A 26,588-nucleotide genomic window follows, 5' to 3' on the forward strand; every position below is an offset into this window, starting at 1 on the left:
ACGTTAGGGTAATCTAAACAGGAGGTGGGAGGATGGTGCCGCTGAAGAGGATAGATAAAATACGCTGGGAGATACCGAAGTACGACAAGAGAATGCGCGTTCCGGGCAGGGTTTACGCTGACGACCAGCTGATAGAGAAGATGAGGGGAGACAGAACCCTTGAGCAGGCCGCCAACGTTGCGATGCTTCCTGGAATCTACAAGTACTCCATCGTTATGCCCGACGGTCACCAGGGCTACGGCTTCCCGATCGGCGGTGTCGCGGCGTTTGATGTGAAGGAGGGCGTTATAAGCCCCGGAGGAGTGGGCTACGATGTGAATTGTCTCCACGAAGAAACTGAGGTTATAAGCGACTTGGGGTTTAAGATTCAGGTAAAGAATCTTCCCAAATCATTCAAAAGGGTTCCACTAAAGGTTTACGATGCAAAAGAAGGCCACAACGACCACTCTAGAATAATGTTAGTCGCGGAGAGGGATAGCGACGAGGAGATATACGAAATAAAACTCACAAGTGGAAGGGTTCTTAAGGCCTCGGGAGACCACCCGGTGCTTACTGAGAAAGGATACAAAAAAGCAGAGGACCTAAAGCCCGGTGATTTGGTAGCAGTCTATCCATTCGAAGGAGTCGAGTACGAAGAACCAGAGCCAAGGATTCTTTTAACTCACGAAGATTTCAAAAACGAGGACAGACAGCTGGTTAAGTACTTGGAAGAGAGAGGACTGCTCCCACTGAGGATGGACGACCCAAGGATAGGTATCCTGGCGAGGGTACTGGGATACTTTATAGGCGATGGATCCTTTGACATTTACCGTGAGAAGAACGGAAGGGAAAGGATGATCACAGTCTTCTACGGAGACGAGGAAGGACTAGAGGCTCTTAGGAAGGATCTTGAGTTCTACTTTAACATCAAAGCATCCAGAGTCTACAAGAGAACCAGAAAGGAAAACGTCAGGACTGCATGGGGAGAGTTTGAGACCACCGGAACTGAGTACTCAATAAAGGTTACATCGAAAGCGTTTTCAAAGCTTCTCATCAAGCTGGGTGCCCCGACGGGCAAGAAAACTGACGTTGATTTCGACGTCCCAGAGTGGGTCAAAAATACTCCCAAATGGATTAAGCGGAACTTCTTGGCGGGGCTTTTCGGCGCGGACGGAAGCAAACCAAGATTAATGTCCAGCTATCACAAGTACACTCCAAATTCTATATCCCTAACCGCAGTTAAGACCAAAGAACTTGAAGAAAGCCTTGTGAAGTTCCTGAATTCAATTAAAGAACTGCTGGCAGAGTTTGAAGTCACCTCACATGTAAGAAAAGTCAAAGAGTACGACAATCGGGTAATGTACAGGCTTGTAATATACTCCAACACAAGAGAGATATACAACTTCCTCTCTAGGATTGGCTACGAATACACTGCCCAGAAGTCCTACGCACTGATCTTCGCGGAATACTTGAGAAGAAAAATTGTGATAGGAGAAAACATCTCAGAGAGCAACTTAGTCCAGAGAAACAGAAAGATGAGAGAACTTCTGCCTGACTTTGGGAGCTTCCTCAAAACCTACGGGCTTGAAGGCGGCTTCGTGCTTGATCGGGTAATTGAAGTTAAGAGGGTAAAAAGCGACTCTAAAAAGCTCTACGACATCGGCGTCTACCACAGCGCCCACAACTTCATAGCCAACGGCGTCGTCGTTCACAACTGCGGCGTCCGCTTAATCAGGACCAACCTCACCGAGAAGGAAGTAAGACCTCGCATCAAGGAGCTCGTGGACACGCTCTTCAAGAACGTCCCGAGCGGGCTGGGAAGCAAGGGAAGGGTGAGACTCCACTGGACGCAGCTTGACGACGTTCTCGCTGACGGTGCCAAGTGGGCAGTTGACAACGGCTACGGCTGGAAGGAGGACTTGGAGCACCTCGAGGAAGGCGGAAGGATGGAAGGTGCGAATCCAAATGCCGTCAGCCAGAAGGCGAAGCAGAGGGGTGCTCCGCAGCTCGGTTCCCTCGGCTCAGGAAACCACTTCCTTGAGGTTCAGGTGGTTGATAAGGTCTTCGACGAGAAGATAGCGGAAGCCTACGGCCTCTTCGAGGGGCAGGTTGTTGTCATGGTCCACACCGGTTCAAGGGGTCTCGGCCACCAGGTGGCGAGCGACTACCTCCGCGTCATGGAGAAGGCCAACAGAAAGTATGGGATTCCCTGGCCAGACAGGGAACTCGTCAGCGTTCCCTTCCAGAGCGAGGAGGGGCAGAGGTACTTCAGCGCGATGAAGGCTGCTGCAAACTTCGCCTGGGCCAACAGGCAGATGATAACCCACTGGGTCAGGGAGAGCTTTGAGGAGGTCTTCAAGAGGAAGGCTGAAGACATGGAGATGAGCATCGTCTACGACGTCGCCCACAACATAGCCAAGGTCGAGGAGCACGAGGTCGATGGGAAGAAGGTTACCGTCGTCGTCCACAGGAAGGGAGCGACGAGGGCCTTCCCTGCCGGCCACCCGGACGTTCCGAGGGCTTACCGCGACGTCGGCCAGCCCGTCCTGATTCCCGGCTCGATGGGGACGGCCAGCTACGTCTTAGCCGGCGCCGAAGGCTCGATGAGGGAGACCTTCGGCAGCTCGTGCCACGGCGCCGGAAGGTTGCTCAGCAGGAAAGCTGCAACGAGGCAGTACCGCGGCGACAGACTGAGGAACGAGCTCGCAAGGCAGGGAATCTACATCCGCGCGGCGTCTCTCAGAGTCGTTGCCGAGGAGGCTCCAGGGGCCTACAAGAGCGTTGACAACGTTGTCAACGTCGTCCACCAGGCTGGCATAGCGAACCTCGTGGCGAGAATGCGCCCGATGGGCGTCGCCAAGGGGTGAATCCTTTCTGTTTTTGTATTCACTATCATTCCCGGAGGCGTTTGGGATGGAGTTGACCCATGTTGATGAAAAGGGCGTTAAAATGGTGGAGGTAGGCCATAAGAATGAGGTTTTTAGGAGGGCATTGGCAAAGGGCAGGATAAAACTGAAGCCCGAAACCATCGAGCTGATAAAATCCGGGAAGACGAAGAAGGGGAACGTCATAGCCACAGCCCAGATAGCGGGAACCCTGGCCGTTAAGAAAACGCCCGAGCTGATTCCGCTCTGCCATCCGATACCTCTCACGGGGGTTGATATCTCATTCGAGTTCGGTGAAGACTACATAGAAGCCACCTGCGAGGTTCGCGCCACCTACAAGACCGGGGTTGAGATGGAGGCCCTCACCGGCGTCACCGTCGCCCTGCTGACGATATGGGACATGGTCAAGGCCGTCGAGAAGGACGAGAACGGTCAATATCCGTTCACGATGATAGAGGGCATCCACGTGGTCGAGAAGGTGAAGGGGGAGTAGGCTCATTCCTTGCAGTAGCCTAGGACGAAGTACTCCAGCACCTTTGAGAGGTCGTTCAGGAGAAAGCCGAGGAAGAACAGCAGGAACGTTCCGAGCGGATATTCCTCGAAGTAGCTCCAGACGAGCCACCACACGGCTCCCCAGATGATGATGCGGGGCACCTCTATAATGACCATTGATTTCCTTGAGACCTCCCTCAGAAGGAAGCGCTTAAGTCCGTTCTCATCGCGGGCGATGTAGCGCCCCGAATTTGGCCATTTCTTTTCATGAAGCCGTTTGGTGTGCCTCGCCAGGAACAGCCGGCCCTTCGGAAACTTCAGCACGTAAACGTAGTCCCCGTAGCTCGAGGCCATGAACGACTCTATGGCGAGTTCGATATCGATGTCCCTCGGGAATTCGGAGACGTGGGCGCCCCTCCGGCGGAACCCATCAACTATCTCCTCCGGTTTGAACTTGTCGAGTTTGAGAACTCTTATGTGATAGCTCGGGCTCAGGAACCTCCCGATTATCATGGTACTCAACCTGTTAGTATTTGTGTACTGGGAAAAATTTAAATTTATCGGAGTGGACGACTCAAAAAATATTTCAATGAAAAAGTACAGAGAAAATCACTGGTGGTGTCCGTGAACATACTCCTCTTTGGCCCTCCCGGGAGTGGAAAGAGCACCCATGCCAAACGGATAGTCGAGCGCTACGGTCTGACGTATATCTCCTCAGGGGACATAATCCGCTCGGAGATCGAAAAGAGAACCGCCCTTGGCGTTGAGATGGACAACTACCTGTCGAGGGGTGAGCTGATACCCGACACGATAGTGAACACTCTAATAATATCAAAGCTCCGCAGGCAGAGGAGCAACTTTATCCTCGATGGGTACCCCAGAACCCCCGAACAAGTGATAACCCTTGAGAATTACCTCTACGATCACGGCATCAAGCTTGACCTTGCGATGGAGATATTCATAGACCTGAAAACAAGCATCGAAAGGATTTCCGGCAGGAGGATATGTTCCAACTGCGGTGCCGTCTATCACGTTAGGTTCAATCCACCAAAGCGGGAAGGTATATGCGACCTTTGCGGGGGGCGGCTGGTTCAGAGAAAAGATGACATGCCTGAAATCGTTGAGCGCAGATACAGCATATACACGAAAAACATGGAGCCCATAATAAAATTCTACCGGGGAAAGGGGATATACGTTAGAATAGAAGGAAACGGGGGAGTCGAGGAGGTGTGGAAGAGGATACGTCCTCTTCTGGATTACATCAGCTCTCGGGAGTCCCTTTTCCAAGGACGCTCATAAGCTCCCTTATATCGTCCATCCTTGAAAGTTCCTCCGCTTCCTTTTCTATCTCGTCGAGCTTTTTCATGATTACCCCTATCTTCTTGTCGCCTGGATCCAGAACCTTGGCCTCCACGGATATGTATCCCGCGTTAAGGGTCCTGAGGTAGGAGGTTGATTTGCGTTCAAGTTCTTTTGCGAGGGCCGCCTTATCGTGGGGGGACTTTTTCTCCGGAACGAGCAGGGTGATCGTCAGTTTGGGCCTTCCATCCACGGGCATTGTTAACGTGATGGTGGAAAATTCAACCCGCTTGTCCTTCAGGTAGATTACAAGTCCCTTCCCCAGCCGTTCTATCGTCCTTCTGATATCGTCGGGGCAGCTTACCACGAGGCTGACTTCCTCCTTCCGCGGCTTTCTGGCTGCCTCTATGGTTCTGAATCCCGCCACCTGAAACCTGGCGTCGTACAGCCTCCCAAACGTGCGGGTGGCGTCCTCGGCTAGCTTCTCAAGGAGGCCCGATATTATCGAGTCCAGCTCGCCGGGAAGAAACGTCTCGGGCCTGCGGATTTCGAAGAGGAATGCCAGCTTTATGACCCTCCCAACCGGCTTCACGCCGACTTTCATACCCACGAGCTCCACGCCTAGGGTTTCGAGGGCGTCCCTGATGTTCCCAGCGAAGAGTTTCTCGACCACGGGATAGTACTCGGGGGGTTCAACGGTTAGTACTGTCATTTGATAGTTCTACGGCGAAATCACTTTAAGGGTTTTTGTCCAACCTCCCCCGGGTGACCCAGATGAAGGTCATGTTCTATGCCACGTTCCGCGAGATAATCGGCAGACGGGAGGTTGAGGTTCATGGGGTGAGGACCGTCCGCGAGCTCATAGATTACCTCGCCGAACATTATACCCCGGAGATAAAGAAGCAGCTCCTTGGAACGCCCCGCGTCGGCCCGGATAAGCCCATAGACGGCATGGTCCTCGTCAACGGCCACAACGTTCTTCACCTCAAGGGCCTCGATACCGAGCTGAGTGAGGAGGATGTGGTTCACATATTCCCTCCCGCGGGGGGTGGTTGAATGGCGGTCGCGGAGCTCTGCCTCTTCCCGCTCGGCACGGAGAGTCCCAGCGTCGGGGAGTACCTGCGTCCGGTTATCGACGTTATAGCCTCCAGCGGACTGAAGTACAGGGTCTGTCCAATGGGGACGGTAGTGGAGGGCCCGGTGGATGAGATTCTCGAACTGGTTGAGAGATGCCACAGGGCGATTCTGGAAGCGGGGGCAAAGCGCGTCGTGATAAGCCTCAAAATCGACGACCGCGTTGATAAGCCGCTGACAATCGAGGGCAAGGTGGGCGTCTGAATGGTCGAGTACTTTGACAGGATAGCCGAACGCTACGACGGGTGGTACCGGACGAAGACGGGCCGCTACGTGGACAGAACGGAGAAATGGCTGATATTCTCCATGCTGCGGACCAGAAGGGGAAGGGCCCTCGACCTCGGCTGCGGGACTGGGAACTACACCCTGGAGCTCAAAAGAATGGGCTTCGACGTCGTCGGCCTCGACGCCAGCGAGGGGATGCTGAGGGTAGCGCGCTCGAAGGGCCTGAACTGCGTCAGAGGAGACGCCTACAGCCTGCCGTTTCCGGATGGGAGCTTTGACCTCGTTCTGAGCGTCACGATGTTCGAGTTCATCCACGAGCCGGAAAAAGTCATCTCCGAAATTTACCGCGTCCTGAGGCCGGGGGGTGAGGCGGTCATCGGCACCATGAACGGACGCAGCGCATGGTTCCTCTTCAAACGGCTTAAGAGCCTCTTCGTTGAAACCGCCTACCGCTATGCTCGCTTTTACACTCCCGGCGAGCTTGAGGAGCTCCTCCTGGGGGCGGGATTCAGGGAAGTTGAGAGCGCGGGGGTAATATTCTTCCCCTCGTTCTGGCCCTTCACGGGACTGGCCGAGGGAACGGACAGGAAGTGCCACAGGAAATGCAGGAACCTTGCGGCGTTCGTGGCGGTCAGGGGGAGGAAGGTTTGAGGAGGATACGGCTCATAACCCGGGAGGAGGCGTTTAAACGCGCGGAGCACATAATGAACGAATACAGGGCGGCCTACGGTATCGATTTTGAGATAGAGTATTCTTTCCTGCCCGTGGAGCTTCTCGTCCCAACACAGGCGGAGCTCAGTGAGGTGAAGCTTCTCGTGGTGCTGGAGGAGATAAAACACGGGTACGATGCCCCGATAACAGTCATACCCTATGGGGGGCGCTACTATATCCTCGACGGCCACCACAGGGCCTTTGCCCTCTGGAAGCTGGGCTTCAGAGAGGTGGAGGCGCTCGTGCTGCGGCCGAAGGTTCGGTTCCTGCCGGGGGTTGTGAGGACCGCGGAGAAGAGCGGACTTAGGGGCCTAGGAGGGATAAAAATAGTCAGGGATTAGGAGGGCTCAGCCCTCCCAGATTACGTACTCCTTCTTCGTTATGAACACCGGCTCCACGCGCTTCTTGACTATGACAACCTTGTCCTTTCCGTACTCCTGGTAGAGCTTCTCGATGTATGGGTCGAAAACGTCGGATGGCATCGAGGCCTGTGCGGTTATCACGTTGTCACCGGACTTGACGCTCAGCTCCTTGACCGGAACGTAGGTTATGATGTCCTGGTGGGGTTCTAGATAGAACTTGTCCTGATAGATGTCCTTGCCGTTGGGGGCGACGTAGTAAACTATGCTCGCCCTGAGTGCAAGCTCCACATCACTGTAGTCCTTCCTGAATGCCGCCTTAAGCTCGAGCTGACCGCTCTGGCCTTCACCCATGAGGTAGGTAGGATTGACGACCTTCCCGTTTACCCTCGGCTCGCCGTTGAGCACTCCAACAGGACCGTCCTGGATTATGACAAAGCGGTAGTCGGTGGCGTTCGGGACAAAGAGGCTGACCTCCACGGGGGTCTCGTTGAGGTGGTTTATGCTGAGGCCCTCGGCGAGGGTCTCCCTCTTGATGAGCTCGGTTCCGTTGTATGCCTCGAAGACCAGGGCCGCGTCCTTGACGTCCCTGCCGAAGGCCGAAATCCAGAGTCTGAGCTTCTGCTCTCCGAGCGGGAGTTTTCCTCCGCCCAGAGTGCTGTAGAATGTCTTCCATGTGCCGTTCTCGTACTGGTCTATCCTGTACACAGCGAACGGCCTGAACTCGTAGGTCGAGACTCCTCCGTCGTTGTGGACGGACTTGAAGTTGGCGAAGAGCTTCTGAGCATCCCACGGCTCAAGGGAGTACGGGATATGGAACGCGAGCCTGACGAAGTTGCTGAAGGCTATCTTGTGGTACGCCAGAATGCCATAGTTGCCGAAGAGGTAGAGAACATATGGAATGTCTCCCCTGCCCTGAATAATCTGTCCCCTGGCCAGATCCACTGTCATCGCTGGCTGCTTGTCACCCTCGGCCGTCTTAAGGTAGACAACCGTCTTTCCACTCTCGTTGGCGTACTTAACGTACTGCATTGGCACGACCTGGAACATCGGGATGTGGCTGTATTCGTAGTAGTTTATCGCCCCGCCGAGGTAGCTTATGGCGTTGAACTTGTAGATGTCCTGCTGCCAGACTATCATGTAGTTGAGCTCCCAGGCCTCGAAGTCCTGCTCGCTCTCGTTGCCGTAGTGGGAGAAGAAGTCCGCGACTATGTAGCGCCTGTCGTATGCGTGACCGCCGTCTGTAGCCGCGCGCCTGTGGCTGAGGAGGCTTGATTCAATCCAGTAGCCGTAGTCCCACCAGCTCGTGGCGCTGTCGAGCGGGTGGCTGTTCTCCTTCAGCCAGTTGAGGGTGTTCATCCATTCGGCTGGGACGGAACCCTGGGCCTTGGCGGTGCTTTTGGCGATGTTTCCGGTGTACTGGGCCCCAATGATGGGCAGTGGCAGGAAGAGGATTATCAGAAGTACCGCGTAGAGGGCCTTGGTCGTGGCGCTCTCCTTCATGTTCTCCACGAAGAGGAACGCCTCGCCGATTGCAACGCCCGCGAGGAGGAGTATGGCTCCCGAAGCCTGGAACACGAAGCGAACCGCGAGCAGGAGAAGGTAGAGGGAACCCGCGTAGTAGGATACCAGGAATATCTCCTTGTGGCCGGTCAGGTCGTTTTTGACGAGCTTCCTCACGAACCTCGCAGCCACTGTGATGAATCCGACGGCGGATAGTATGAAGATTATGGCGTCATTGCTCTTGACGCTGTAGTATGCCGCTATGGTTTTCCAGTCCGTTTTCGCGAGCTCGGCAACGGTCTGGTAGAGTGGATTCGACTGGGTGGCACCGCCGAGGAACTTGAGGAGGTCCCTGCCAAAGTATCCGTAGAACGCTAGGAACCCAAGGATCGCTATGGCGATGATGGTTCCAAACCGGTGCTTCTTGTCGGAGTAGTTGAGGCCTACCCGCTCGCCGTAGATCATTATTGCGACAAGAGCGCTCAGGGCTACAAGGCCCTCAATAGCAAACACAAGGAAGCTTCTGATGCCCACTAGCCTGGTGTACGAGAACACTAGTCCAATAACAAGAGAGAGTCCAAAGAGCGGGAAAAAGTCCCTGACGAACCTTTTAAGGGCGTCCATCATTCCGAAGGTGAAAAAGACCACCACTGTAAGCCCTGCGAAGAGGAGCAGAATTCCGACACCGAACTGGCTTCCGGTCCAGACCGCCATGTAGAGAACGCTCGTCAGCAGGAACAGAATCCCTGAGAGGATTTTCTTCGAGTTCCACTTCCTCTCGTCGAGGTAGACCAGCAGGAAGAACACTGCATAGAGGAAGAACATCATGAACGGTCCTTCACCGCGGTTGTTGCCGGAGTATGTCTTGCTGAAGTTGGCGTAGGAGAACATCATGAAGGCCGCCGCCCAGAGGCCCGCCCAGTTGGAGTGGAGCTTCCTTCCAAGGAGGTACACTGCCACGATGGTCATCGCCCCTACGAAAGGCGGCCAGAGCTTGAAAGCTCCCAGCTGGTCGTAGCCGAATATAGATACGATTTTGTAAAATATTGCCTGGACTGTGTAGAGACCGAGGTAGCCGCCTGCTTTTACTCCAGCCGGCGGGTCGGCGTAGGCGAAATACTGGGGAATCCACTCAGTTATAGCCTGCTTGTACATCTCGTAGTGAAAGAACGTATCTGGGTCAAGGAAGGTCTTGGAGTTCGAGGTTATGTTCCTCAGTTTGAAGCCCAGATACGCGAGCAGGAGTGCTATCAGCGGAAGGCCGTAACTTTTGAACTTTTGATAGTATCCGGGGAGGGGAGTGTTTTCCCCTTTTTTCTTCCGCTTCTCCTTAATTTCTGTTTTCACCATCCGGATCACCTCATTCAACGGTAACGGACTTTGCCAGGTTTCTCGGCTTGTCGGGGTCGTTGCCCCTCAAAACCGCCAGGTGATATGCGATGAGCTGGAGCGGTATGATGTACACGATGGGGGTTAGCAGTTCGTCGATACCGGGCATCTCGATAAAGGCGCTGGAGACGCGCCTCAGCTCCTCCCTGTCCCCCAGGCCGATTATGAACGCTCCCCTCGCCCTTGACTCCTCCACGTTGCCCACCATCTTGTCGAAGGTCTTCCCGCTCGGGGCCACCGCGACGACCGGGACGCCCTCTTCGAGGAGGGCCAGCGGGCCGTGCTTCAGCTCGCCCGCACTGAGACCTTCGGCGTGGATGTAGCTTATCTCCTTGAGCTTGAGAGCCCCTTCGAGGGCGGTTGGCACGTTTATGCCCCTTCCAATGTAGAAGAAGTCCCTCCTATCCGCGAGACTCTCGGCGAGTTCCCTGAGGGCCGCGTCGTGCTTAAGGACGCTCTCCACGAGGTCGGGAACCCTCTGAAGGCCGTCCTCCAGGGAGGAGAGGTACGCCTCATCCGCCGTTCCGAGAACCCTCGCGAGCTCGATGGCGAGCATAGTCAGGACTGTGAGCTGGGTGGTGTAGGTCTTGGTCGCCGCCACGCCGATCTCCGGTCCGGCGTGGGTGTAGAGGGTCATGTCCGCCACGCGGGTAGCCATGCTGCCGACGACGTTGACTATCGCGAGAACCTTAGCGCCCCGCTTCTTCGCCAGCTTCATCGCCGCGAGAGTGTCGGCGGTTTCCCCGCTCTGGGTTATCGCTATCACGAGGGTGTCCTCGTCTATCAGATCCTCGAACTCGTAGCGGAACTCGCTTGCGTCTTCAACGATCGGAACCCTCTTCGCGAGCCTCTGGAAGAGATACCTGCCCACGAGACCCGCGTGGTAGGAGGTGCCCATTGCGATTATGAATATCTTCTCATAGCGGGCTATCTCCTCCGCCGCCCTCTTCACGGCGTCGATGTTGCCGTGGATTGCGTCCTTTATCGCCCTCGGCTGTTCGTATATCTCCTTGAGCATGAAGTGTGGATATCCAGACTTCTCGGCCATTTCCAGCGTCCATTCAATCTTCTGGACTGGCTTTTCAACGACCTCGCCGGTTGCGAGCTTTTTGATAACGTAGAAGTCCTTTCCTATGACCGCGTACTCACCGTCGTCGAGGAAGATGGCCCTGTTTGTGTACTCAAGGAAGGCCGGCACGTCGCTGGCCGCGAAGTTCTCGCCGTCTCCTATCCCCAGGACGAGGGGACTTTCGTTCCTCACGAAATAGAGCCGGTCGGGTTCCCCGGCGTAGATTATGCCAAGCGCGAAGGAGCCCCTCAGTTTCAGGAGGGCATTCCTTATGGCGTCTTCGAAGCTGGGGGCACTCTTAAGCTCCTCCTCTATCAGGTGGGCTATAACCTCGGTGTCGGTATCGCTTTTGAAGGCGTGCCCCCTGGAGAGCAGGTGCTCGCGAATCTCGGCGAAGTTCTCGATTATACCGTTGTGGACGAGTGCGATCTTTCCGGTGCAGTCGGTATGGGGGTGAGCGTTAACATCGCTTGGAACGCCGTGGGTGGCCCAGCGAGTGTGCCCTATCCCGCGCTTTCCGGGCATCTCAAGGAGGCCGAGCTTTTCGGTGAGCTCGTCTATGGCGCCGGCCCCCTTCTTTATGAAGAGCTTTCCTCCGTCCTCCGTTACAACGCCGGCGGAATCGTACCCCCTGTATTCGAGCCTCTTGAGCCCCTTGACTATTACCTCGCATGCGGCCCTATCTCCGATGTAGCCTATTATTCCACACACGGCAACCACCCGCTTTATTACTCTCTTCCCCGATAAACCGTCGAGAGTTAAAAGCCTTTCTCAGGGGGGCTTTTTTCAGGCATTAATATGCCCTTTGGTTCATCCATCAATTGGGAAAAAGTCTTTAATAGTTGTTGGGCTACCTACTCAGGGTGGCCGGATGAACAGGACGCTCGATGAGTTCCTTGAGGCGGCTCCCCCGAAGGTTCTGGAGGATGGAGATAGCGGGGAGCGGAGGAGAAAAAAGAAGCGGCTGAAATCAACCAGTCTGGAGTCTTTTCTTCCGCAGGAACACGTGGACTACTTCAAGCAGCTCCGCATAGGGTCGAAGAAAATAAGGAACGCCCGGGTGGAGGAGCTATAGCGCCTCGGCTACCACGGCCTTCCCGCCGACCCTGAAGACGAAGGCCCTTCTGTCCCCGCTCAGGTTGGCCTCTATCCTCTTCCTAACCCGCCAGTACTCCTCCTGGGGGACGCTGAGCTTGAGCGTGGCCCTTCCGAAGCCCTCCTTCCTAAGGAAGTCGTTTATCCTCACCGGGTGAAACGGGACAACGCCGACCACGGCGTAGGTTCTCTTGAGGTACGGGCTTTTCAGGGGCGCGTCGCCCGTTGCAAGAACGCGTCTCTTTTCGCGGAGGAGCATTTTGGCCTCCCCGTTTAGAACGTGGAACAGCTCGTTCAGCAGATCGGCGTAGTCAACGGCCTGCGGGACCTCGTAGAGGTACTCGCCGGGCTTGTCTGTCCATTCGAGGATGTTCTCAAGGTCCGGATTGCTCTCCAGCCTTGCTCCTGCAGGAAGAACAACCGCGCTCCTCTCCGCCCCGGCGAGGGGTTCGGTGTAGAAGGTCAGCCTGTTGAGGGCCCCAAAGAGGTCTATGTACTCAAACTCCCCCTTCCAGGGTATCCTCTCGCGCCTTATCTGCGGCGGGAGGTCGAAGATGAACGCGTCGGCCCTGGATTTGTACGCCTCGTAGATTCTCAGCGGGCTGGGCAGGAGGTCTTCCAGCCGCCTTTCGGGCATTTCCGGGGGCCTGGCGGGGTCTGAGAAGATGACCTCGGCGTCGATCCTCCCGACCGTCTCGGGGGCGAGCGAGTCGGCGTTGATGAACTCGATGTTCGAGACACCGTACTTTTCAGCGTTTCTCCTGGCGAACTCGACCTTTGCGGGGTCTATGTCAATCCCGTATGCCCTCTCAACCTTCATGGCGTAGAATATAAGCTGGATTCCGATACCGCAGGAAACGTCTGCTATGCTCCTCACGCCAGCCTTCTCAAGGCGCTCCGAGCGGTATCTCGCGACTATCTCATGGGTTGAGTAGCGCAGACCCTCGAGATCCATCCAGAGGTCGTCGCGCGAGAACTTGTCCTTCGCCTTGATCCGCGCCCTGGCTATCTCCGCAATGATTTCCCAGTCACTGCCGAGCCTTGCGCGGAGCTTCCTCTCGTCGTAGCCCTTTTTAATCAGCTCCACAGCTTCCCTGACCTTCTCCTCGCTTATCCCTTCGAACATGTTTTCGCCTAAGGGGAGAGGCTTAAAAACGTTGCCCGCGATATTCCTGCCTGGTGGTAGAATGCAGTGGCGAAGGATAGCCTTCATTCTGATAGTTGCCGTCACTATCATCGGCTCTCTGTGGTACCTGTATGACTTTGCTTCCCAGCCCGTTTTTCGTGACTACGTGGGGGATGAGGTCTGGTACGTCCCCGCGGGCAGGAACATCCTCCACAGGCTCGGCGTTGATCTGACCTACGTGAACGAGACCACGGGCTCCCGAGGGGTAAACGTCATCTTCTCCAACCAGAGCATGCGGATAAAATACCAATACCGGGTGGAGAAAATCGCCATGGGGCACGGGGCAACCTACGAGAGGGAGTACCTCAAGTTCCCGGGCGTTTACTTTGAGCTCCCCCCCGACGAGTTCGAGCCCTTCCTTGAAGAAGTCCGGAGGGAAATACCCGAGGGGGCTTACTATACGGTTCCCGGCTACTGGTATCCCGACAAGGACAACATCCAGAACTACCTCAACACCGAGCATCCTTTCCTCGGGAAGGACCTCATAATGCTCGGCATGCTCCTGGAGGATAAGCCGATAAACTGGCGCATGCCCGGCATCATCGCCTTCGCCCTCATCGAGCTCTTCGTCGTCCTCGCGACTTACCGGGTGAGCGGGAGCTATCTGGCGGCCCTCATAGCCCTGGCCTTCATCGTCGCAGACCCCACCCTCCAGGCGATGTCCGTGGTGGCCATGCTTGACATCCACGTCGCCCTGTTCGTCGCCCTGTTCGTGTTTTTCCTGGCCTACGACAGGGACCGCCCTGCGGCCTTTGCCATCGGACTCGCCGGCTCCACCAAGCTCAGCGGCGCCTTCGGGTGGCCCGTCCTTCTTGGGAGGGCCCTCAAAAGGGAGAAGAACCTCATCAGCTTTCTCGTGACGATAGCGGTTCTTCCAGCGGTTGGATTCCTCCTGCCGAACGTTCCGGCGATGGCGGCTATCGGACCGAAGAAGTGGTTCGACGAATTCCTCGGAAGCTTCAGATGGCATCTCTCCAACAAAGGCGGCCATCCCGCCGCCTCTCCCGTCTGGGAGTGGTTCATAAACAAGAAGGCCTTCGCCCTGCACTACAACCCGGACATCTTCGCCCAGACCGATCCTTTCCTCCTCCTGGCGATGGTGCTCTTCATCCTTGCCCTCCCATGGCTTTACAGGAAAAAATCCGGAATCCTGGCATCTTTCGGGGTGTTCTGGAGCACCGTGGCAGTATTCCTCCTCCAGTACGCACTCGGGGGCACGACACAGTTCAGCTTCTACGCAACCGCCCTGGTTCCCCCTGCGGCGGTGGTCATGGGCGTGGCACTCAACGAGCTCCTCCGCTGGGAGGCCTTCAGGGAGTCAATGTGGCTCTACCTGGGGTGGCTGCTGGAGATAAAGGACAGGATAAGGCTGAGGCTGGGGAGGTGAGGGACGTTCATCGTCGAAACTCCTGGAAAGTTGCAGGTTTAGCTTTTTATAGAACCCCCAGTTCAATACAAAATTAAAATGGGATGCAAGATGCCTCAAACCGCCTTCCAGAACGGATCCTGCTGAGCCTTCACCTTCGCCGTCATCTTGAGGGCCCTTATGTCGGTCTCGTCCAGCTCGTTCTTGAGCTGCTTGGCGAGGATTATGACGTCGTTTTTGCTCAGGTCAACGTAGAGCGTCTCTCCCGGGTGGATGTGCCTGCCGACCATCGCACCCTCGATGGCTATCGCAACGGCGTCGCCCTTCTTGGCCTCCTGGACGAAGTCGTTCTTGTTCTTGATGGACTTGATGACGCCGACCTTCTGACCGTTCTGCTTGATGAGCGCCACTCCGGGTCTTATGCGGCCCTCCACGACTTCGATGCCCACTATCGCGGGGTGGCTCCTCCTGAAAACGTAGCGCTCGTCCGGGTAGAGCCTGATGACGCCCGGGAAGGTGACCTTGCTGAGGAGTTCGCGCTTCTTCTTCTCCTCCTCCGCCCTGATCCACTCCTCGTAGTTCTCGATGAGCTTGTATATAATGCTCCCAACGAAAATCGGGACGCCCTTTGCCTTGGCGACCTCTTCAGCGTCCTCGTTCACCCTGACGTTGAAACCCAGAACAACGCCGTACTTCTCTTCCTCCTCGCGGACGCTCAGGGCCTCCATCACGTCGGTCTTGCTGATATTCCCTACGTCGGCCTTTCTGATGGGGATTCCCTTCTCCTGAAGCTCCTTGCTGAGTGCCTCGAGGCTTCCGAGGGTGTCGGCCTTGACTATGACGCCCACCTTGCCGGTGCTTATGACGACGCTCTGTATCTGGCTCAGAATCTCCTGCCTGGCCTTTTCAATGTCCTCCTCCGAGCGGGCCGCTATAACCGGCGAGCCGGCTAAAGCCTCCTCAAGCCCAGGGGCGGCTATCTTTATACCTGCCGCGGCGGCGACCTCCTCAACCTGGTCGAAGCGGAAGCGCGGGTCGCGTATCTCGTCGAGGGGCTTCGGCTTGAGGAGGGCGCGGATTTTTGTAACTATCGCCTTATCCTTGCCTCCAACCACGATGGTGTCGTCCCTGCGGAGGGTTCCGTCGTATATAATGACGTCAAGCGTGGTTCCCAGGCCGACTTCCTCGCGTATCTCCAGTATAGTACCGCGCGCCGGCCCTTCAACCTCGATCTTGAGCTTCTCCTCGAGGTACTTCTGGCTGAGACCGGCGATGAGGACGAGAAGTTCCGGAACGCCTATGCCGTACTTGGCCGAAATCGGGACTATCGCCAGCTCGCGGGTGAAGTCCTGGACGCGGTCAAAGCGGTTGGCCTGGAAGCCCATCTCGTAGAACTTCCCAATGAGCTCCCAGAGCTTGGTTTCAAGCTCTTGCTGGGCCCTCTGATCCTGCTTCTTGATGTTCACGAGGAACGGCTCGTCCTCCTCCACTTTCCATCCCTTTATCCTATCTATCTTGTTGGCGGCGACGATGAAGGGCGTCCTGTTCCTCCTGAGGATTTCGATGCTCTCTATCGTCTGGGGCTGGAAGCCCTCGTTTATATCGACAACGAGGACGGCAAGATCAGCGAGGCTACCACCCCTCGCGCGCAGGCTCGTGAAGGCCTCGTGACCGGGCGTGTCGATGAAAAGCAGGCCAGGGAGCTTTATCTCGCCCTTCCAGAGCTTGATGAGCGGGCCGGCAAGCTGCTTGACCGTCTCAATCGGTACCTCGGTTGCACCTATGTGCTGGGTTATTCCGCCGGCTTCCTTGCCGGCGACGTTTGTGCGCCTGATCCTGTCAAGGAGAGTTGTGTTGTGCACGAGGATTCCGTTGGCGACGAAGTTGTGGGTCTCGGTCGTCAGGTCGTAGACGTAGCCGTCGTAGTCGAACTCCTCAATTTCCTCAACTGGGACGAACACGAAGTTCTCCGCGAGGTTGCGGACGTAGGCAACATCTCTCGAATCGAACTCCCTGTTGCGCCAGACCTCAAGGAGCTCCCTTCCGAGGTCGGTGAGTTTTCCGCCCTTTATTAGGCCGTCCTTTTCGAGGGCGAGGAGGTAGTTGTGGTTCCTGGCTTTTCCCTCAAGCACAGCAAGCTTCTTGACGAGCGTAGGCGAGCCCCTCTCTATAGCGTCGAGAATCCTCATTAGGGTCTCGTAGCTCGGCGCCTCGCTGGACTCATACTTTGAGTAGAACGGAACGAACGAGTTCAGCTCCGTCCTCGTGAATCCAAAGAGTAGCCTGAGGCGTTTGAGTTCCTCGAATATTGGATAGGTTTCGCTCTTTTTACTTTTCTCAACGACTCTCTCAAGGCGCTCGGCCTTTTCCTTAACCGTGAAGTCGATCAGCTTCCTGAACGCCTCAAGGTTCCTCCTTCCGGAAATCACGAGGGTCGTGTAGTCGGAGCGGTAAAGCTTTGAGACTATGCCGAACCTGAGTAGGACGAGCGAGAGCCCCTCAAGGAACTCCCGCGACGCGCTGGTTATTTCAATCCTGACATCCTTGAGGCTAACGTGGCCATCCGCGTCAAAGTATCCGCGGAGGAACTCCGCAACGTATTCCCTCGGGGCTATGAACAGGATATCCGGAGCCGTTATGCTCCTGGCCTTCTGTCTCTCTGGATAATCAAAGAGAACGCGGATGAGCCTTATCAGGGCGTTCTTACCGTTTCTGATTTCAATCTCCCAGGACGTTCTGCGCCTAACCCTCAAGAGCTCGACCCCGAGGGATTCCACAGCCTTGAGCCTCTCGAAGACCTCGACGTCGTTGTTGGCTATCTTGTCCTGGCTTCCATCGCCGAACATAACGCCGGCGAAGTAGAAGATGGCCTTCCATTCCTCGTCAGTCTCCGGTAGCCTTACGTAGTGCAGGGGCTTTCCGGAGCGGTGTATCCTGGGGGTGAACGCTATCCTCTCAACGGCATCCCAGAGCCCGTCAAGATCCTCGGCCCGGAACACGTTTGACCGAACCTTGTATTCCTTCTCTTCCCTGAACTTCTCCTTGACTTTCTCAAGGGCATCCTCCCTGAGCTTCGCTATCAGCTCCGGCGTTGAGAGCTTCTTTCTCACAAAGCGAACGAAGATGTCCCTGCTCTCGTTGGCGTGCAGGAACCTTGGAACAGCAACGTAATCACCGGGTCTGAGCTGGTCTGCCCTCTTCCACCCCTTTGTCGTCAGGAACGGGTGCTCCGGCGTGACGCCGACCGAGTGCCAGTTCTTGAGCCTAACCTTCACCATCCTTCCCCTGTGCCTGAGACGCCACACGTGGGTTCCAGTCCCGACCGATATTCTTGCATTAGCTCCAGCGGACGTCACCGGGAGGAAGAGCTCCCTTATCTCCTTCTCCTCGTCACTCTCGATGACCCTCCCACCGAGCTCGAAGAGCTCTTTGAGGGTTATCCTGCCCAGCTCTGGAACCACCACGGTCTCACTCGGAAGCAGGCACTTGCCGTGGTCAACGTGACCGAGAACCGCTATGATGGGCTGTCTTATCCTCCTCATTCTCCTCACCTCTGGGGTTAAATCCGGCGTAGGTTTTTAAAGGGTTCGGGGCAAGAATTAAAAAGCTCCGTAGTAAAGTCCAGCGGTGGTTGCATGATAGCGCTCGTAATGGGAGTGGTTATAGGAATTCCAACAGCCCTTATTCTAGGGAAGCTCCTCGGAAAGGCCAGCGAGGTTCTCATCGCCATCATAGGAGTTCCACTCGTAACCTATGCCATCGCCCTTCACGAGCTCGGGGCTCTTCGCCGGCCTTAATGTCTCAATGGATGGATTTTCTCCAGAATTCATAGCGGGAACCGAAACATTCCTGGGGCTAATCGTGGCGCTGGCGTATGTGGAGTTCAGGACAAGAAAAGGACTGAGAATCGACGACTTCATCCAGATCAGCTTTATCACACTGCCCTACATCTCCCTCGGGGTTGCTCTGGCGTCCCAGTTCTGGTCCGGATTTCTGGCAATCGGAATTGTGCTGATAGGCATTGTGGTGGTGCTATCCCTGAAAAACCCGCTCAGAGGACTAAATGTGAAGCCGTGCCCACAGGAGATAGGGGATTGCATGACCGACGAAGACAGCCTTATGGGCACCCTCATCAGGGATACCGTCCTCATAGGCGGTAGGACGCTGAAGGAGTTCCCAAGAGCCAGGGAGCTCGTGGAGTGCATGAAGCGCGCCGGAAAGCCCTCGAGCTTAAGAAAAGCCACGGGGCTTCTAGTTTCCCTGTTGCCCCTTCTAGCAGTGTTGCTGCCTCCCGGAGACCTCACCGTTATAGTCGGCCTGACAACGGCTTATCTCTCCACGCTCATTGGGGCCGCGTTTGTTACAAAAGGGCACCCCACGCCGTGCCCCGAAGTCGCAAGGGAGTACAGGGAGTTCCTCAGGAAAAGAAAGAGGAAGATTGATGTGGCAGTTTAACGCTCAAGGCAGTCCATGCTGTCGAGGTACTCCCTCTTTGCCCTGGCGTGCGTGTGATAGAACCAGTCTGCGGCTTTGCAGTATCTGTAGAGCTCATCCGGCTTGAAGTAGAGGTTTATCTCCCTCTCGGCGCTCTCAGGGCTGTCTGAGGCGTGGACAACGTTGTAGATGGCGTCTCCAACGTCGAGGCCGTAGTCGCCCCTTATGCTTCCGGGCTCGGCGTCCTTGGGGTCCGTGGCGCCGGCCATCTTCCTGACGACGCTTATAGCGTAGCGTCCCTCCACGACCATTACAACGCTCGGGGCCTTAGTGACGTAGTCAACGAGCGGCTCAAAGAAGGGTTTCCCTTTGTGCTCCTCGTAGTGCTTCTCAGCCAGCTCGCGGTCGATCCATATCATCTTCATCCCGACGATTTTAAGCCCCCTCTTTTCAAAGCGGGAGATTATTTCGCCCATCAGCCCGCGGACGACTGCGTCGGGCTTGAGTATAACGAGTGTTCTTTCTATCTTCTTCTCAGCCATTGACAACACCTCAATGAATACAATGGAATAGTGTTAATAGGTTTTTGGATTCACTTTTTGCGTCTGAACACGAATTCGCAATATTCGGAGCCTATTGACTGACATTTGACCTCTTCTCCCTCCCACTGCTCACCCGTGAACTCTGTCAAAAACTGGGAAAGTTCGCCCGCGTAGTTAATGTGGAACTGGTATGAGTAACCCTTCCTGGATGGGAACAGGTTTCTGCCTCTGAGAACGACGAAATCCTCCTGAACCTCCACTATCTCGATCCTTCCGCCTCCGCTGGATTCAGTTGCAAATTTAACGGACAGCAAAGCATCACGAAGGTTGTCGTACTGATTCCTTGCTGCCCTGCCGATACCTATGAACTCCTTCCTTCCCCACAGGTAAAGGAAGCGTTTTCCGTCCTCCGGGCCGAGGTATTCGTAAACGAACTCAACCAATGATGCCTCGCTGTCCTCGTTTATGAGCTGAACCCTAGTATCACCCAGCCACAGGTTACCCATTTCGTCGAGCCAGAGATCCCTTTTTATGGATTCAAGGGTGGTATGCCTCTCCAGGATATCCTCAACACCGAGTTCCGTCTTGACATACGGCATCCTGGGGGAAGGCACCTTGAGGGGCTGGAGAGAGCGACGCAGGGTTATGTATCCGTCCTTGACCTCAAATACATAATCAAAGGGCATTAAACCTGCCGTTAAATCACTTCTCTCAAACACGTCCTCGGAAAAAGCCGCGAAGGTTTGGAACCCCTTTCTCTTTATTGAGTTCACCAGCCTCACGATTGCCCTGAGGTACGCCTTTGAGTTGGACTGGAGGGTGTAAAGAACGTTTAGGTCGTCTATAACGAGGAAATCAAACCCCCCTCCGGACATTGTGTCCCTTATCACCGCGGACGTTATTCCGAGGTCGAGAGGATTGGAGAGCACGTTGGCCCCCTGGATTCTCTCAACCCCGTAGAGGTTTGAAAAACCATCGAAGATCCGCAGCTGACCGTTCTCCACAAAACCTGAGTAGTCGATGTTATAGTGAAGGAGCTCTTTTCTGAGCATGTCTGGGGACTGCCGGAACTCCACAATCAAAACCCTGTATCCTGCCTTCAGAAGGTTGAAAACAAGCTGATGCATTAGGACAATGTTGTCTCGACAGATTGAACCTACAAACGCGAGGCTGGATCCCTCTTCAATGCCCCCACCCAGTACCTCATCCAGGCGCTTCATTCCCAGCGGAATCATAGGATTCCCCCGGGTTAAAGTGTATTGAAGGATTTATAACAATTGCGAATATTCAAGGTAAGTTATTAGAACGGGAGTCGGCAAACATATGGGAGAAAAGAAAGAAATCACTTCTTTCTCTTGGCCCTCTGAAGGCGGGCCTCCTCGAAGGCCTTGGTCCACTTGAGCTTCCTCGGGTTCCTGCCCATGAAGTAGTACTTCTCGCACTTGCTGGAGCAGAAGAACAGGACTCTGCCGTCGTTTCTGACGTACATCTTGCCGGTTCCCGGCTCGAACTCCTTTCCGCAGTAGGAGCAGACGTTCCACCTGGCCATCGCGATTACCTCCTGGTCCTGATCTCCCTGGCTTCACGCTCGGTCTCCCTGAGGATGACTATGTCGCCGACGCGGACCGGGCCCTTGATGTTTCTCCTGATGACGCGGCCCTTGTCGCGGCCCTCAAGAACCCTAACCTTGACCTGAGTAACGCCACCGGTGACGCCGGCCCTGGCGACTATCTCAATAACCTCAGCCGGGTATCCTTCGTCGCTCATTTCTCACACCCCTTAACCTAAAAATCCCTCGCACGGATGAACTTAAATCTTTCCGTGAATGAAGGGAAAAGGAGCTCACTTCATGAGCTCCCTGACCTTCATAGCGATGTCCTCAACGAGCTCGCGGCCCTTGCCGGGCTCAACGATGGCTATGCTGGCCGACGGGACCTCAAGCCCGGCAGCGGCGCCGAGCTCCTTCTTGCTCGGAACGTAAATGTACGGAATCTCCTTCTCCTCGCACAGCGGCGGGAGGTGGGCAACAATCTCCTCGGGGTCAACGTCCTCAGCGATGACAACGAGCTTGGCCTGGCCCCTCTCAACGGCCTTGGTCGTCTCGTTGGTACCCTTCCTAATCCTTCCGGTGTCGCGAGCGAGCTCGACGGCCTCAAGAGCTTTCTCAGCAAGCTCAGCCGGAACCTCAAACTTGACGTAGCTTGGCTTAGCCATTTTTCATCCCTCCGGAATCCTCATCGTTCATCGAGTTGTGCATGCTCGATTCTGGGGGAGGCTTTAAAAGGATTTCGATATCAGCAGCGGCCAAGCTCTTCATTCCCCGAAGGGGTCAGAAAAGGAAAGAAAACCTCATCATCTCCGGTGTTCTCACCGGGACTCCCTGCCGTAGCCCTAGTATATCTCCAGGCTCCTCCTGGCGCGGGCACGGAGAATCGAGTGGCCCATAATAGAGACGATTTTGTCTGCCCTCGCCCCACCGTGGCGGAGCATCTTGGTCTCGGTCTTTATCTTCTCGATCCGGAAGGTGTAGCCGCCGACCTCTAGAACCTCGCCGACGACGAACTCCTCGTCCCTGCCGACTTTGACCTTGAAGGCCTGGGTTACGCCCTTCGGCAGATAGATGGAGACCTTGATGACCTTCGGGTAGGTTAAGCTCTCGCCCCAGAGGGTTCTTATCTCGCCTATCTCGGCCCTTTCCACGCGCCTGTCTCCCTCAAGCTCTATGCCGGTTATCCTGACCTCATCGTCTTCGGTCTCAACTATGTCGCCCACCCGTATTTCCTCGCCCTCCGGCAGTTCGACGGAGGTTCTGAAACTCCTCTCGTGCTTGCTGACTATCAGCGGAACCTTGATGAGCTTTGGAAGCGTGATGATCCACACGTTGCCGCACTCGTTGCAGCGAAGGGTGAGCTCCCTTCCCCTCTCCTTGATGACCTCAACGTCATCGCTACCGCACTCTGGACAGATGAAATACTCCTCCATGTCTCTCACCAGTGGGAAGAAGAGGGGAGGCGTTTATAAAGGTACTCACTCCTTCAGGAAGACCCTGTAGGTTCTTCCCTCCTTCATGCGGGTGATGAGCCCCTTCTCCTCCATCTCGCGGAGGATTATGCTGACCTTCGCCTTCGAAACGCCGAGCTTATCGGCGAGTTCGCTCTGGAGAACCGGGCCCCCCCTCAGCAGGGCGAGTATCTTCTCCTCGTCGCTCCTCAGGTGGATCTTCTCCTCCTCGCGCTTCCTCTCGCGGTAGAGGATGTAGCCGTAAACGGAGCCGCCGCCGATGAGGAGGCCCGCCAGGAAGGTTCCCACATAGAGGAGCGGGGATGGCTGGGAGGGGGTCGTTATCTCGCCTGAGAATCCCACTATGAAGTAGAACTCGTCGCCGGCGCGGAGGTCGCGGCGCGTCCACTCAAGCAGGAGCCGGCTTGTGGAGCTCTCGACCCTGTCCGGCGATGGAATTATCGGGGAGAGTACCGCGTAGCCCCTGGGAACGACCAGCTGCATGTGGAAGAGGCCCACCGGCTGGCTGAAGCGTATGTAGTAAGTGAACTGCTTCTTCCCTTCGTCCTCGGTTATCATGCCTCTGGTCGTGAAAGTCAGCCGTATCCTCGCGCTCTCGCCTGGACCGAGGGTTGGGAAGTACATGTAGATCGCGTTCGTTCCCCCCAGAACCTCCCTGACCGTCACGTTTACCGGTTTCACGCCGCTCTGAAGGTCTAGAACGGCCCGCGGATCCTCCACGGGGTAGTCCGTGTAGATAACGTACTGGCTGAGGTTTGTATGGGAAGTTAAATCGATCTCAACCGTCTCCTCCACCTGGCTGGGAGTAACCACGTCGAAATAGACTGCGTAGGCGTTTATCTCGTAGTCGTATTCCTGTGCGCCCACACCGTGGAGCGCGAAAGAGAGGAAGAGGAGAATGGAGACTAACCCAATTAAAGCTGGCTTCCTTCCGCGGGGTTTTTGATTTTCAGCAGAGGGCATACGTCCATACACTCCCTGCAGTGGGTGCAGAGCTCACCGTTCACGACGATCTTTCTGCTCCTCGGGTCGATGCTGAGCGCCCCTTCCGGACACTTACCGACGCAGACGCCGCAGCCGACGCACTCGTAGGCCCTCTTTATGAGGTAGTATGCCTGGACTCCCTCGTCGAAGTCTCCGGTGTATGCGCCGTCCTCCCTAAAGATAACCTCCCCCGCTCTTATGTAGTTTTCGCCCTCCTCGACCTCTCCAAGGATCGGGGCGACCTCTTTAATCCTCCTCAGGTTCACGACGGTGTTGAAGCGAACCGTGAAGGTGCCGTCATCGTTCTCCACCATCGAATACTTCACGGGCTCCCAGGAGCGCTCCTCCGGAACATCCACGCCCAGCTCCCTCGCTATCGCCTTCTCGCCCCTGCTGAGCTTCTTCCACCGCCAGAAGCCGTAGGTTATCCACTCGTCGGGCATTCCAAAGCGCTTCCCCCAGCGTTTGAGCTCGTTCTCCCACCTGGCCCAGAGTTCGGGCTTCTCCTCCTTGAGGGTGTAGATTTCCGCCAGGGATGCGCTCGGGCAGAGGAAACAGCCTATCCTGTCGAGCCTGTCCTCGTAGAGCGGATTGTACTTGAGGTTCCTGCTGAAGATGTAGAGCCAGACCTCCAGCGCGCGCCAGTGGAATATCGGCGATGCCCCTGTCTCGTTCGGCACCCAGGGGTTCTTCCAGACGCGAGGTTGCTTAAACCTCTTTATGCTCTCATACTTCCTCTGGCCGACGAACATGAGAACGCCCTTCGGGTAGTTCTCCTTTATCGCCATGGTTATCGGGCCGAGCTTCGTTACCTTACAGCACCAGCGGTAGTCCCTGCCCGGTGGGGAAAAGACGTGAAGGGCGCGCCAGAAGGCGTCGCCGGCATCGGCAACTATGAACTTAATCCCCTTTGGCTCAAGCTCCCTCCTCAGCTCCTCGACGTATTCGAGCGTTTCCGGGAACTCTATGCCGGTGTTGTTGAAGAAGATGGTGAAGCCCTCGTCGCCGAACTCCTCCAGAGCCAGGCCGAGAACCGCCAGGCTGTCCTTCCCTCCCGAGAAGGCAACCGCTATCGGGAGGTCGGAGTACTTAGCGGCAACCTTCCTCATGAAGCGCCTTGCTTCCATCACCTTCCGCTCAAGCTCGATGGAGTTGGCCCTCAGCACATCTTCCATCGTGGCCTTCCTTCCCTCGCGGTAGTTTATGGCCTTCTGCCGCCTGACCTTAACGCCGGTTCCGCGCTCCTTGCTGGCCAGGGATTCGTAGTCCTTCTTCGCTATGCCGGTTGCGATGACCTCACCGCTCTCGGAGACGAGGATTACGTCGTCGTTCCGCCTTATGCTCTGCTCCGCCTCGATTATCCCGACGGGCAGGAGGTTGGAACCGCTGAGGATAGGTGCTATGGCGCCTTCATCGACGATTATCCACTTCCTCATTGACTTCCCAAAGCGCTTCCACAGCGCCATTGCCCCCTCGACCTTCAGGCCGGGCGTCCACTTCAGTTCCAGCGGGTCGAAGCGTATCCAGCCGAAGACGTAGCCATCGAGTATTACCTCGTAGGTGTCATCCTCCCCGGGCGTCTTGTTGAGGAGCACCACCTTCCCCTCGAACAGCTCGCCGAGGTCGACGCCGTAGTGCTCCCTGAAGACCGAGCGTATGAATTCGATGTCCTTTTCAAAGGCGAACCTCAAATCGCCCGGGGGAGTGATGTTAAGGCGGAAAACGCTCTCCTTTCCGTGGACGGCACAGCTATCTCCGATGAGCGGGACGTTGCACTTCTCACACCAGTTTATGTAAGCCTTACCGAGGAAGACCGGCCTTCCCATTTTCTCTCACCTGAGGCGAGAAGGGAGCGGGGGTTTATAAATGCGACTGGGATGCAGCCGCTCCCTCCCCAAAGTTTTTTAAATGGTTTCACTTCAGGGCTTATGAACACTAACCGGAGGCGATAGTAATGCCATTTGCCGGAGCAGCGCTTATCATAATCGGAGTGTTCCTTTTGATAATGCTTCTGCTGAGCGTGAAGGTGATCCGTCCGTACCAGAAGGGCCTCGTCGAGAGGCTCGGAAAGTTCAACAGAATCCTGGAGCCGGGAATACACTTCATAATACCCTTCATGGAGCGCGTCAAGGTCGTGGACATGCGCGAGCACGTCGTTGATGTGCCGCCGCAGGAGGTCATCTGTAAGGACAACGTCGTCGTCACCGTCGATGCCGTCGTTTACTACCAGATACTCGACCCCGTCAAGGTCGTTTACAACGTCAGCAACTTCCTGATGGCCATCATCAAGCTCGCCCAGACCAACCTCCGTGCCATCATCGGTGAGATGGAGCTCGACGAGACGCTCTCCGGAAGGGACATAATCAACGCCAAGCTGCGCGAGGAGCTTGACAAGATAACCGACCGCTGGGGTGTCAAGATAACCCGCGTTGAGATACAGCGCATAGACCCGCCAAAGGACATTCAGGACGCGATGGCCAAGCAGATGACTGCGGAGCGTGAGAAGAGGGCCATGATACTCCTCGCGGAGGGCGAAAGGGAGAGCAAGATAAAGAAAGCCGAGGGTGAAAAGCAGGCAGCCATACTCCAGGCCGAGGGTGAGAAGCAGAGGCAGATACTCGTCGCCGAGGGTCAGGCCGAGGCAATACGGAAGGTTCTCGAGGCACTCTCGATGGCCGACGAGAAGTACCTCGCCCTCCAGTACATCGAGAAGCTCCCCGAGCTCGGAAGGCAGGGCAACCTGATCGTGCCCTACGACACCGAGTCCCTAATCGGACTGCTGAGGATACTCCAGAAGGTGAAGGACATCCCGATGCCCGAGACGCCCAAACCTTCCAGCGGCGATGGCGGGAAGGAAGTGACCCCCTCCGAGCCGGGTGAAGGTGGCTCAGATTTGAATTCGGAAAAGGCTTAAA

The 26,588-nt window shown here is 55.9% G+C and carries 26 protein-coding genes; 12 read left to right on the plus strand and 14 right to left on the minus strand.

Annotated features, from left to right (window positions below; all coding sequences use genetic code 11):
* Positions 1-32: 32 nt before the first annotated feature.
* Positions 33-2,846 carry an RtcB family protein gene (locus FPV09_RS01065; protein WP_148882050.1) on the plus strand — a complete coding sequence of 938 codons (2,814 nt, stop codon included), beginning with the start codon at positions 33-35 and terminating at the stop codon, positions 2,844-2,846.
* A gap of 46 nt (positions 2,847-2,892) precedes the next feature.
* Positions 2,893-3,357, plus strand: coding sequence for a cyclic pyranopterin monophosphate synthase MoaC (moaC, locus tag FPV09_RS01070; RefSeq protein ID WP_148882051.1), 465 nt, complete (start codon positions 2,893-2,895; stop codon positions 3,355-3,357).
* A 2-nt stretch (positions 3,358-3,359) separates the two neighbouring features.
* Here the strand turns inward: moaC and FPV09_RS01075 are convergent, their stop codons facing one another.
* The gene (locus FPV09_RS01075; protein ID WP_148882052.1) at positions 3,360-3,869 is read right to left on the minus strand and encodes a hypothetical protein; all 510 of its coding nucleotides are present in this window, start codon (positions 3,867-3,869) and stop codon (positions 3,360-3,362) included.
* A gap of 111 nt (positions 3,870-3,980) precedes the next feature.
* Here FPV09_RS01075 and FPV09_RS01080 point away from each other — a divergent pair, with 111 nt between their 5' ends.
* Complete coding sequence (locus tag FPV09_RS01080; RefSeq protein ID WP_148883581.1) at positions 3,981-4,655, plus strand: adenylate kinase; 675 nt, start codon at positions 3,981-3,983, stop codon at positions 4,653-4,655.
* Here the strand turns inward: FPV09_RS01080 and FPV09_RS01085 are convergent.
* Positions 4,618-5,367, minus strand: coding sequence for a hypothetical protein (locus FPV09_RS01085; protein WP_148882053.1), 750 nt, complete (start codon positions 5,365-5,367; stop codon positions 4,618-4,620). The two genes, FPV09_RS01080 and FPV09_RS01085, sit on opposite strands and share 38 nt — an antisense overlap.
* Before the next feature lie 62 nt (positions 5,368-5,429).
* On the opposite strand from FPV09_RS01085, the gene FPV09_RS01090 reads away from it, so the two are divergent.
* Genes FPV09_RS01090 through FPV09_RS01105 form a run of 4 tightly spaced genes read left to right on the plus strand, consistent with a single transcriptional unit; the run spans position 5,430 to position 7,066 of the window.
* Positions 5,430-5,711 carry a MoaD/ThiS family protein gene (locus FPV09_RS01090; RefSeq protein WP_148882054.1) on the plus strand — a complete coding sequence of 94 codons (282 nt, stop codon included), beginning with the start codon at positions 5,430-5,432 and terminating at the stop codon, positions 5,709-5,711.
* Complete coding sequence (locus tag FPV09_RS01095) at positions 5,712-5,993, plus strand: MTH1187 family thiamine-binding protein (RefSeq protein WP_148882055.1); 282 nt, start codon at positions 5,712-5,714, stop codon at positions 5,991-5,993.
* Positions 5,994-6,665 carry a class I SAM-dependent methyltransferase gene (locus FPV09_RS01100; protein ID WP_148882056.1) on the plus strand — a complete coding sequence of 224 codons (672 nt, stop codon included), beginning with the start codon at positions 5,994-5,996 and terminating at the stop codon, positions 6,663-6,665.
* Positions 6,662-7,066, plus strand: coding sequence for a ParB/RepB/Spo0J family partition protein (locus FPV09_RS01105; protein ID WP_210411142.1), 405 nt, complete (start codon positions 6,662-6,664; stop codon positions 7,064-7,066). Before FPV09_RS01100 ends, FPV09_RS01105 begins: the two co-directional genes overlap by 4 nt.
* Before the next feature lie 6 nt (positions 7,067-7,072).
* On the opposite strand, the gene FPV09_RS01110 is transcribed toward FPV09_RS01105, so the two are convergent.
* Both FPV09_RS01110 and glmS read right to left on the minus strand, forming a co-directional pair.
* Positions 7,073-9,937 (minus strand): STT3 domain-containing protein, encoded by a 2,865-nt coding sequence (locus FPV09_RS01110; RefSeq protein WP_148882058.1) that lies wholly within the window; start codon positions 9,935-9,937, stop codon positions 7,073-7,075.
* Between the two features lie 10 nt (positions 9,938-9,947).
* Positions 9,948-11,756, minus strand: coding sequence for a glutamine--fructose-6-phosphate transaminase (isomerizing) (gene glmS / locus FPV09_RS01115; RefSeq protein ID WP_148882059.1), 1,809 nt, complete (start codon positions 11,754-11,756; stop codon positions 9,948-9,950).
* A gap of 160 nt (positions 11,757-11,916) precedes the next feature.
* Between glmS and FPV09_RS01120 the strand changes: the two genes are divergently transcribed.
* Positions 11,917-12,120, plus strand: coding sequence for a PCNA-inhibitor (locus FPV09_RS01120; protein ID WP_148882060.1), 204 nt, complete (start codon positions 11,917-11,919; stop codon positions 12,118-12,120).
* On the opposite strand, the gene FPV09_RS01125 is transcribed toward FPV09_RS01120, so the two are convergent.
* Positions 12,115-13,266 (minus strand): methyltransferase domain-containing protein, encoded by a 1,152-nt coding sequence (locus FPV09_RS01125; protein WP_148882061.1) that lies wholly within the window; start codon positions 13,264-13,266, stop codon positions 12,115-12,117. The two genes, FPV09_RS01120 and FPV09_RS01125, sit on opposite strands and share 6 nt — an antisense overlap.
* A 61-nt stretch (positions 13,267-13,327) precedes the next feature.
* On the opposite strand from FPV09_RS01125, the gene FPV09_RS01130 reads away from it, so the two are divergent.
* Entirely contained in the window at positions 13,328-14,713 is a 1,386-nt protein-coding gene (locus tag FPV09_RS01130) for a dolichyl-phosphate-mannose--protein mannosyltransferase (RefSeq protein WP_148882062.1), read from the plus strand.
* Between the two features lie 95 nt (positions 14,714-14,808).
* Here FPV09_RS01130 and infB read toward each other — a convergent pair whose 3' ends face one another.
* A complete protein-coding gene (infB, locus tag FPV09_RS01135; protein WP_148882063.1) occupies positions 14,809-18,234 on the minus strand; it encodes an intein-containing translation initiation factor aIF-2 in 3,426 nt (1,141 codons plus the stop codon).
* A gap of 93 nt (positions 18,235-18,327) precedes the next feature.
* On the opposite strand from infB, the gene FPV09_RS11900 reads away from it, so the two are divergent.
* Together FPV09_RS11900 and FPV09_RS01140 are read left to right on the plus strand one after the other, a co-directional pair.
* The gene (locus FPV09_RS11900; RefSeq protein ID WP_168194709.1) at positions 18,328-18,489 is read left to right on the plus strand and encodes a hypothetical protein; all 162 of its coding nucleotides are present in this window, start codon (positions 18,328-18,330) and stop codon (positions 18,487-18,489) included.
* Between the two features lie 7 nt (positions 18,490-18,496).
* Complete coding sequence (locus FPV09_RS01140; RefSeq protein WP_148882064.1) at positions 18,497-19,147, plus strand: hypothetical protein; 651 nt, start codon at positions 18,497-18,499, stop codon at positions 19,145-19,147.
* On the opposite strand, the gene ndk is transcribed toward FPV09_RS01140, so the two are convergent.
* From ndk to FPV09_RS01180, 8 genes are all read right to left on the minus strand, one after another.
* Complete coding sequence (gene ndk / locus FPV09_RS01145; protein WP_148882065.1) at positions 19,144-19,668, minus strand: nucleoside-diphosphate kinase; 525 nt, start codon at positions 19,666-19,668, stop codon at positions 19,144-19,146. The two genes, FPV09_RS01140 and ndk, sit on opposite strands and share 4 nt — an antisense overlap.
* 50 nt (positions 19,669-19,718) lie before the next feature.
* Positions 19,719-20,903 carry a V4R domain-containing protein gene (locus FPV09_RS01150; protein WP_246112280.1) on the minus strand — a complete coding sequence of 395 codons (1,185 nt, stop codon included), beginning with the start codon at positions 20,901-20,903 and terminating at the stop codon, positions 19,719-19,721.
* Between the two features lie 107 nt (positions 20,904-21,010).
* Positions 21,011-21,217 (minus strand): 50S ribosomal protein L24e, encoded by a 207-nt coding sequence (locus FPV09_RS01155; RefSeq protein ID WP_148882066.1) that lies wholly within the window; start codon positions 21,215-21,217, stop codon positions 21,011-21,013.
* A 5-nt stretch (positions 21,218-21,222) separates the two neighbouring features.
* On the minus strand, positions 21,223-21,435 hold the full coding sequence (locus tag FPV09_RS01160) for a 30S ribosomal protein S28e (protein ID WP_014011629.1): 213 nt from the start codon (positions 21,433-21,435) through the stop codon (positions 21,223-21,225).
* A 75-nt stretch (positions 21,436-21,510) separates the two neighbouring features.
* On the minus strand, positions 21,511-21,882 hold the full coding sequence (gene rpl7ae / locus FPV09_RS01165) for a 50S ribosomal protein L7Ae (RefSeq protein ID WP_058939102.1): 372 nt from the start codon (positions 21,880-21,882) through the stop codon (positions 21,511-21,513).
* Between the two features lie 177 nt (positions 21,883-22,059).
* The gene (locus FPV09_RS01170; RefSeq protein WP_148883583.1) at positions 22,060-22,650 is read right to left on the minus strand and encodes an HVO_0476 family zinc finger protein; all 591 of its coding nucleotides are present in this window, start codon (positions 22,648-22,650) and stop codon (positions 22,060-22,062) included.
* Positions 22,651-22,695: 45 nt separating this feature from the next.
* Positions 22,696-23,652, minus strand: coding sequence for a helix-turn-helix transcriptional regulator (locus FPV09_RS01175; protein ID WP_168194710.1), 957 nt, complete (start codon positions 23,650-23,652; stop codon positions 22,696-22,698).
* Complete coding sequence (locus FPV09_RS01180; RefSeq protein WP_148882067.1) at positions 23,604-25,499, minus strand: phosphoadenosine phosphosulfate reductase domain-containing protein; 1,896 nt, start codon at positions 25,497-25,499, stop codon at positions 23,604-23,606. The genes FPV09_RS01175 and FPV09_RS01180 overlap by 49 nt, the downstream gene beginning before the upstream one ends.
* A 128-nt stretch (positions 25,500-25,627) precedes the next feature.
* Between FPV09_RS01180 and FPV09_RS01185 the strand changes: the two genes are divergently transcribed.
* Positions 25,628-26,587: an SPFH domain-containing protein gene (locus FPV09_RS01185; RefSeq protein WP_148882068.1), complete on the plus strand. Its 960-nt coding sequence runs from the start codon at positions 25,628-25,630 to the stop codon at positions 26,585-26,587.
* The last annotated feature ends 1 nt before the right edge of the window (position 26,588 follow it).

It is taken from the genome of Thermococcus aciditolerans (assembly GCF_008152015.1).
Lineage (GTDB): Archaea > Methanobacteriota_B > Thermococci > Thermococcales > Thermococcaceae > Thermococcus > Thermococcus celericrescens.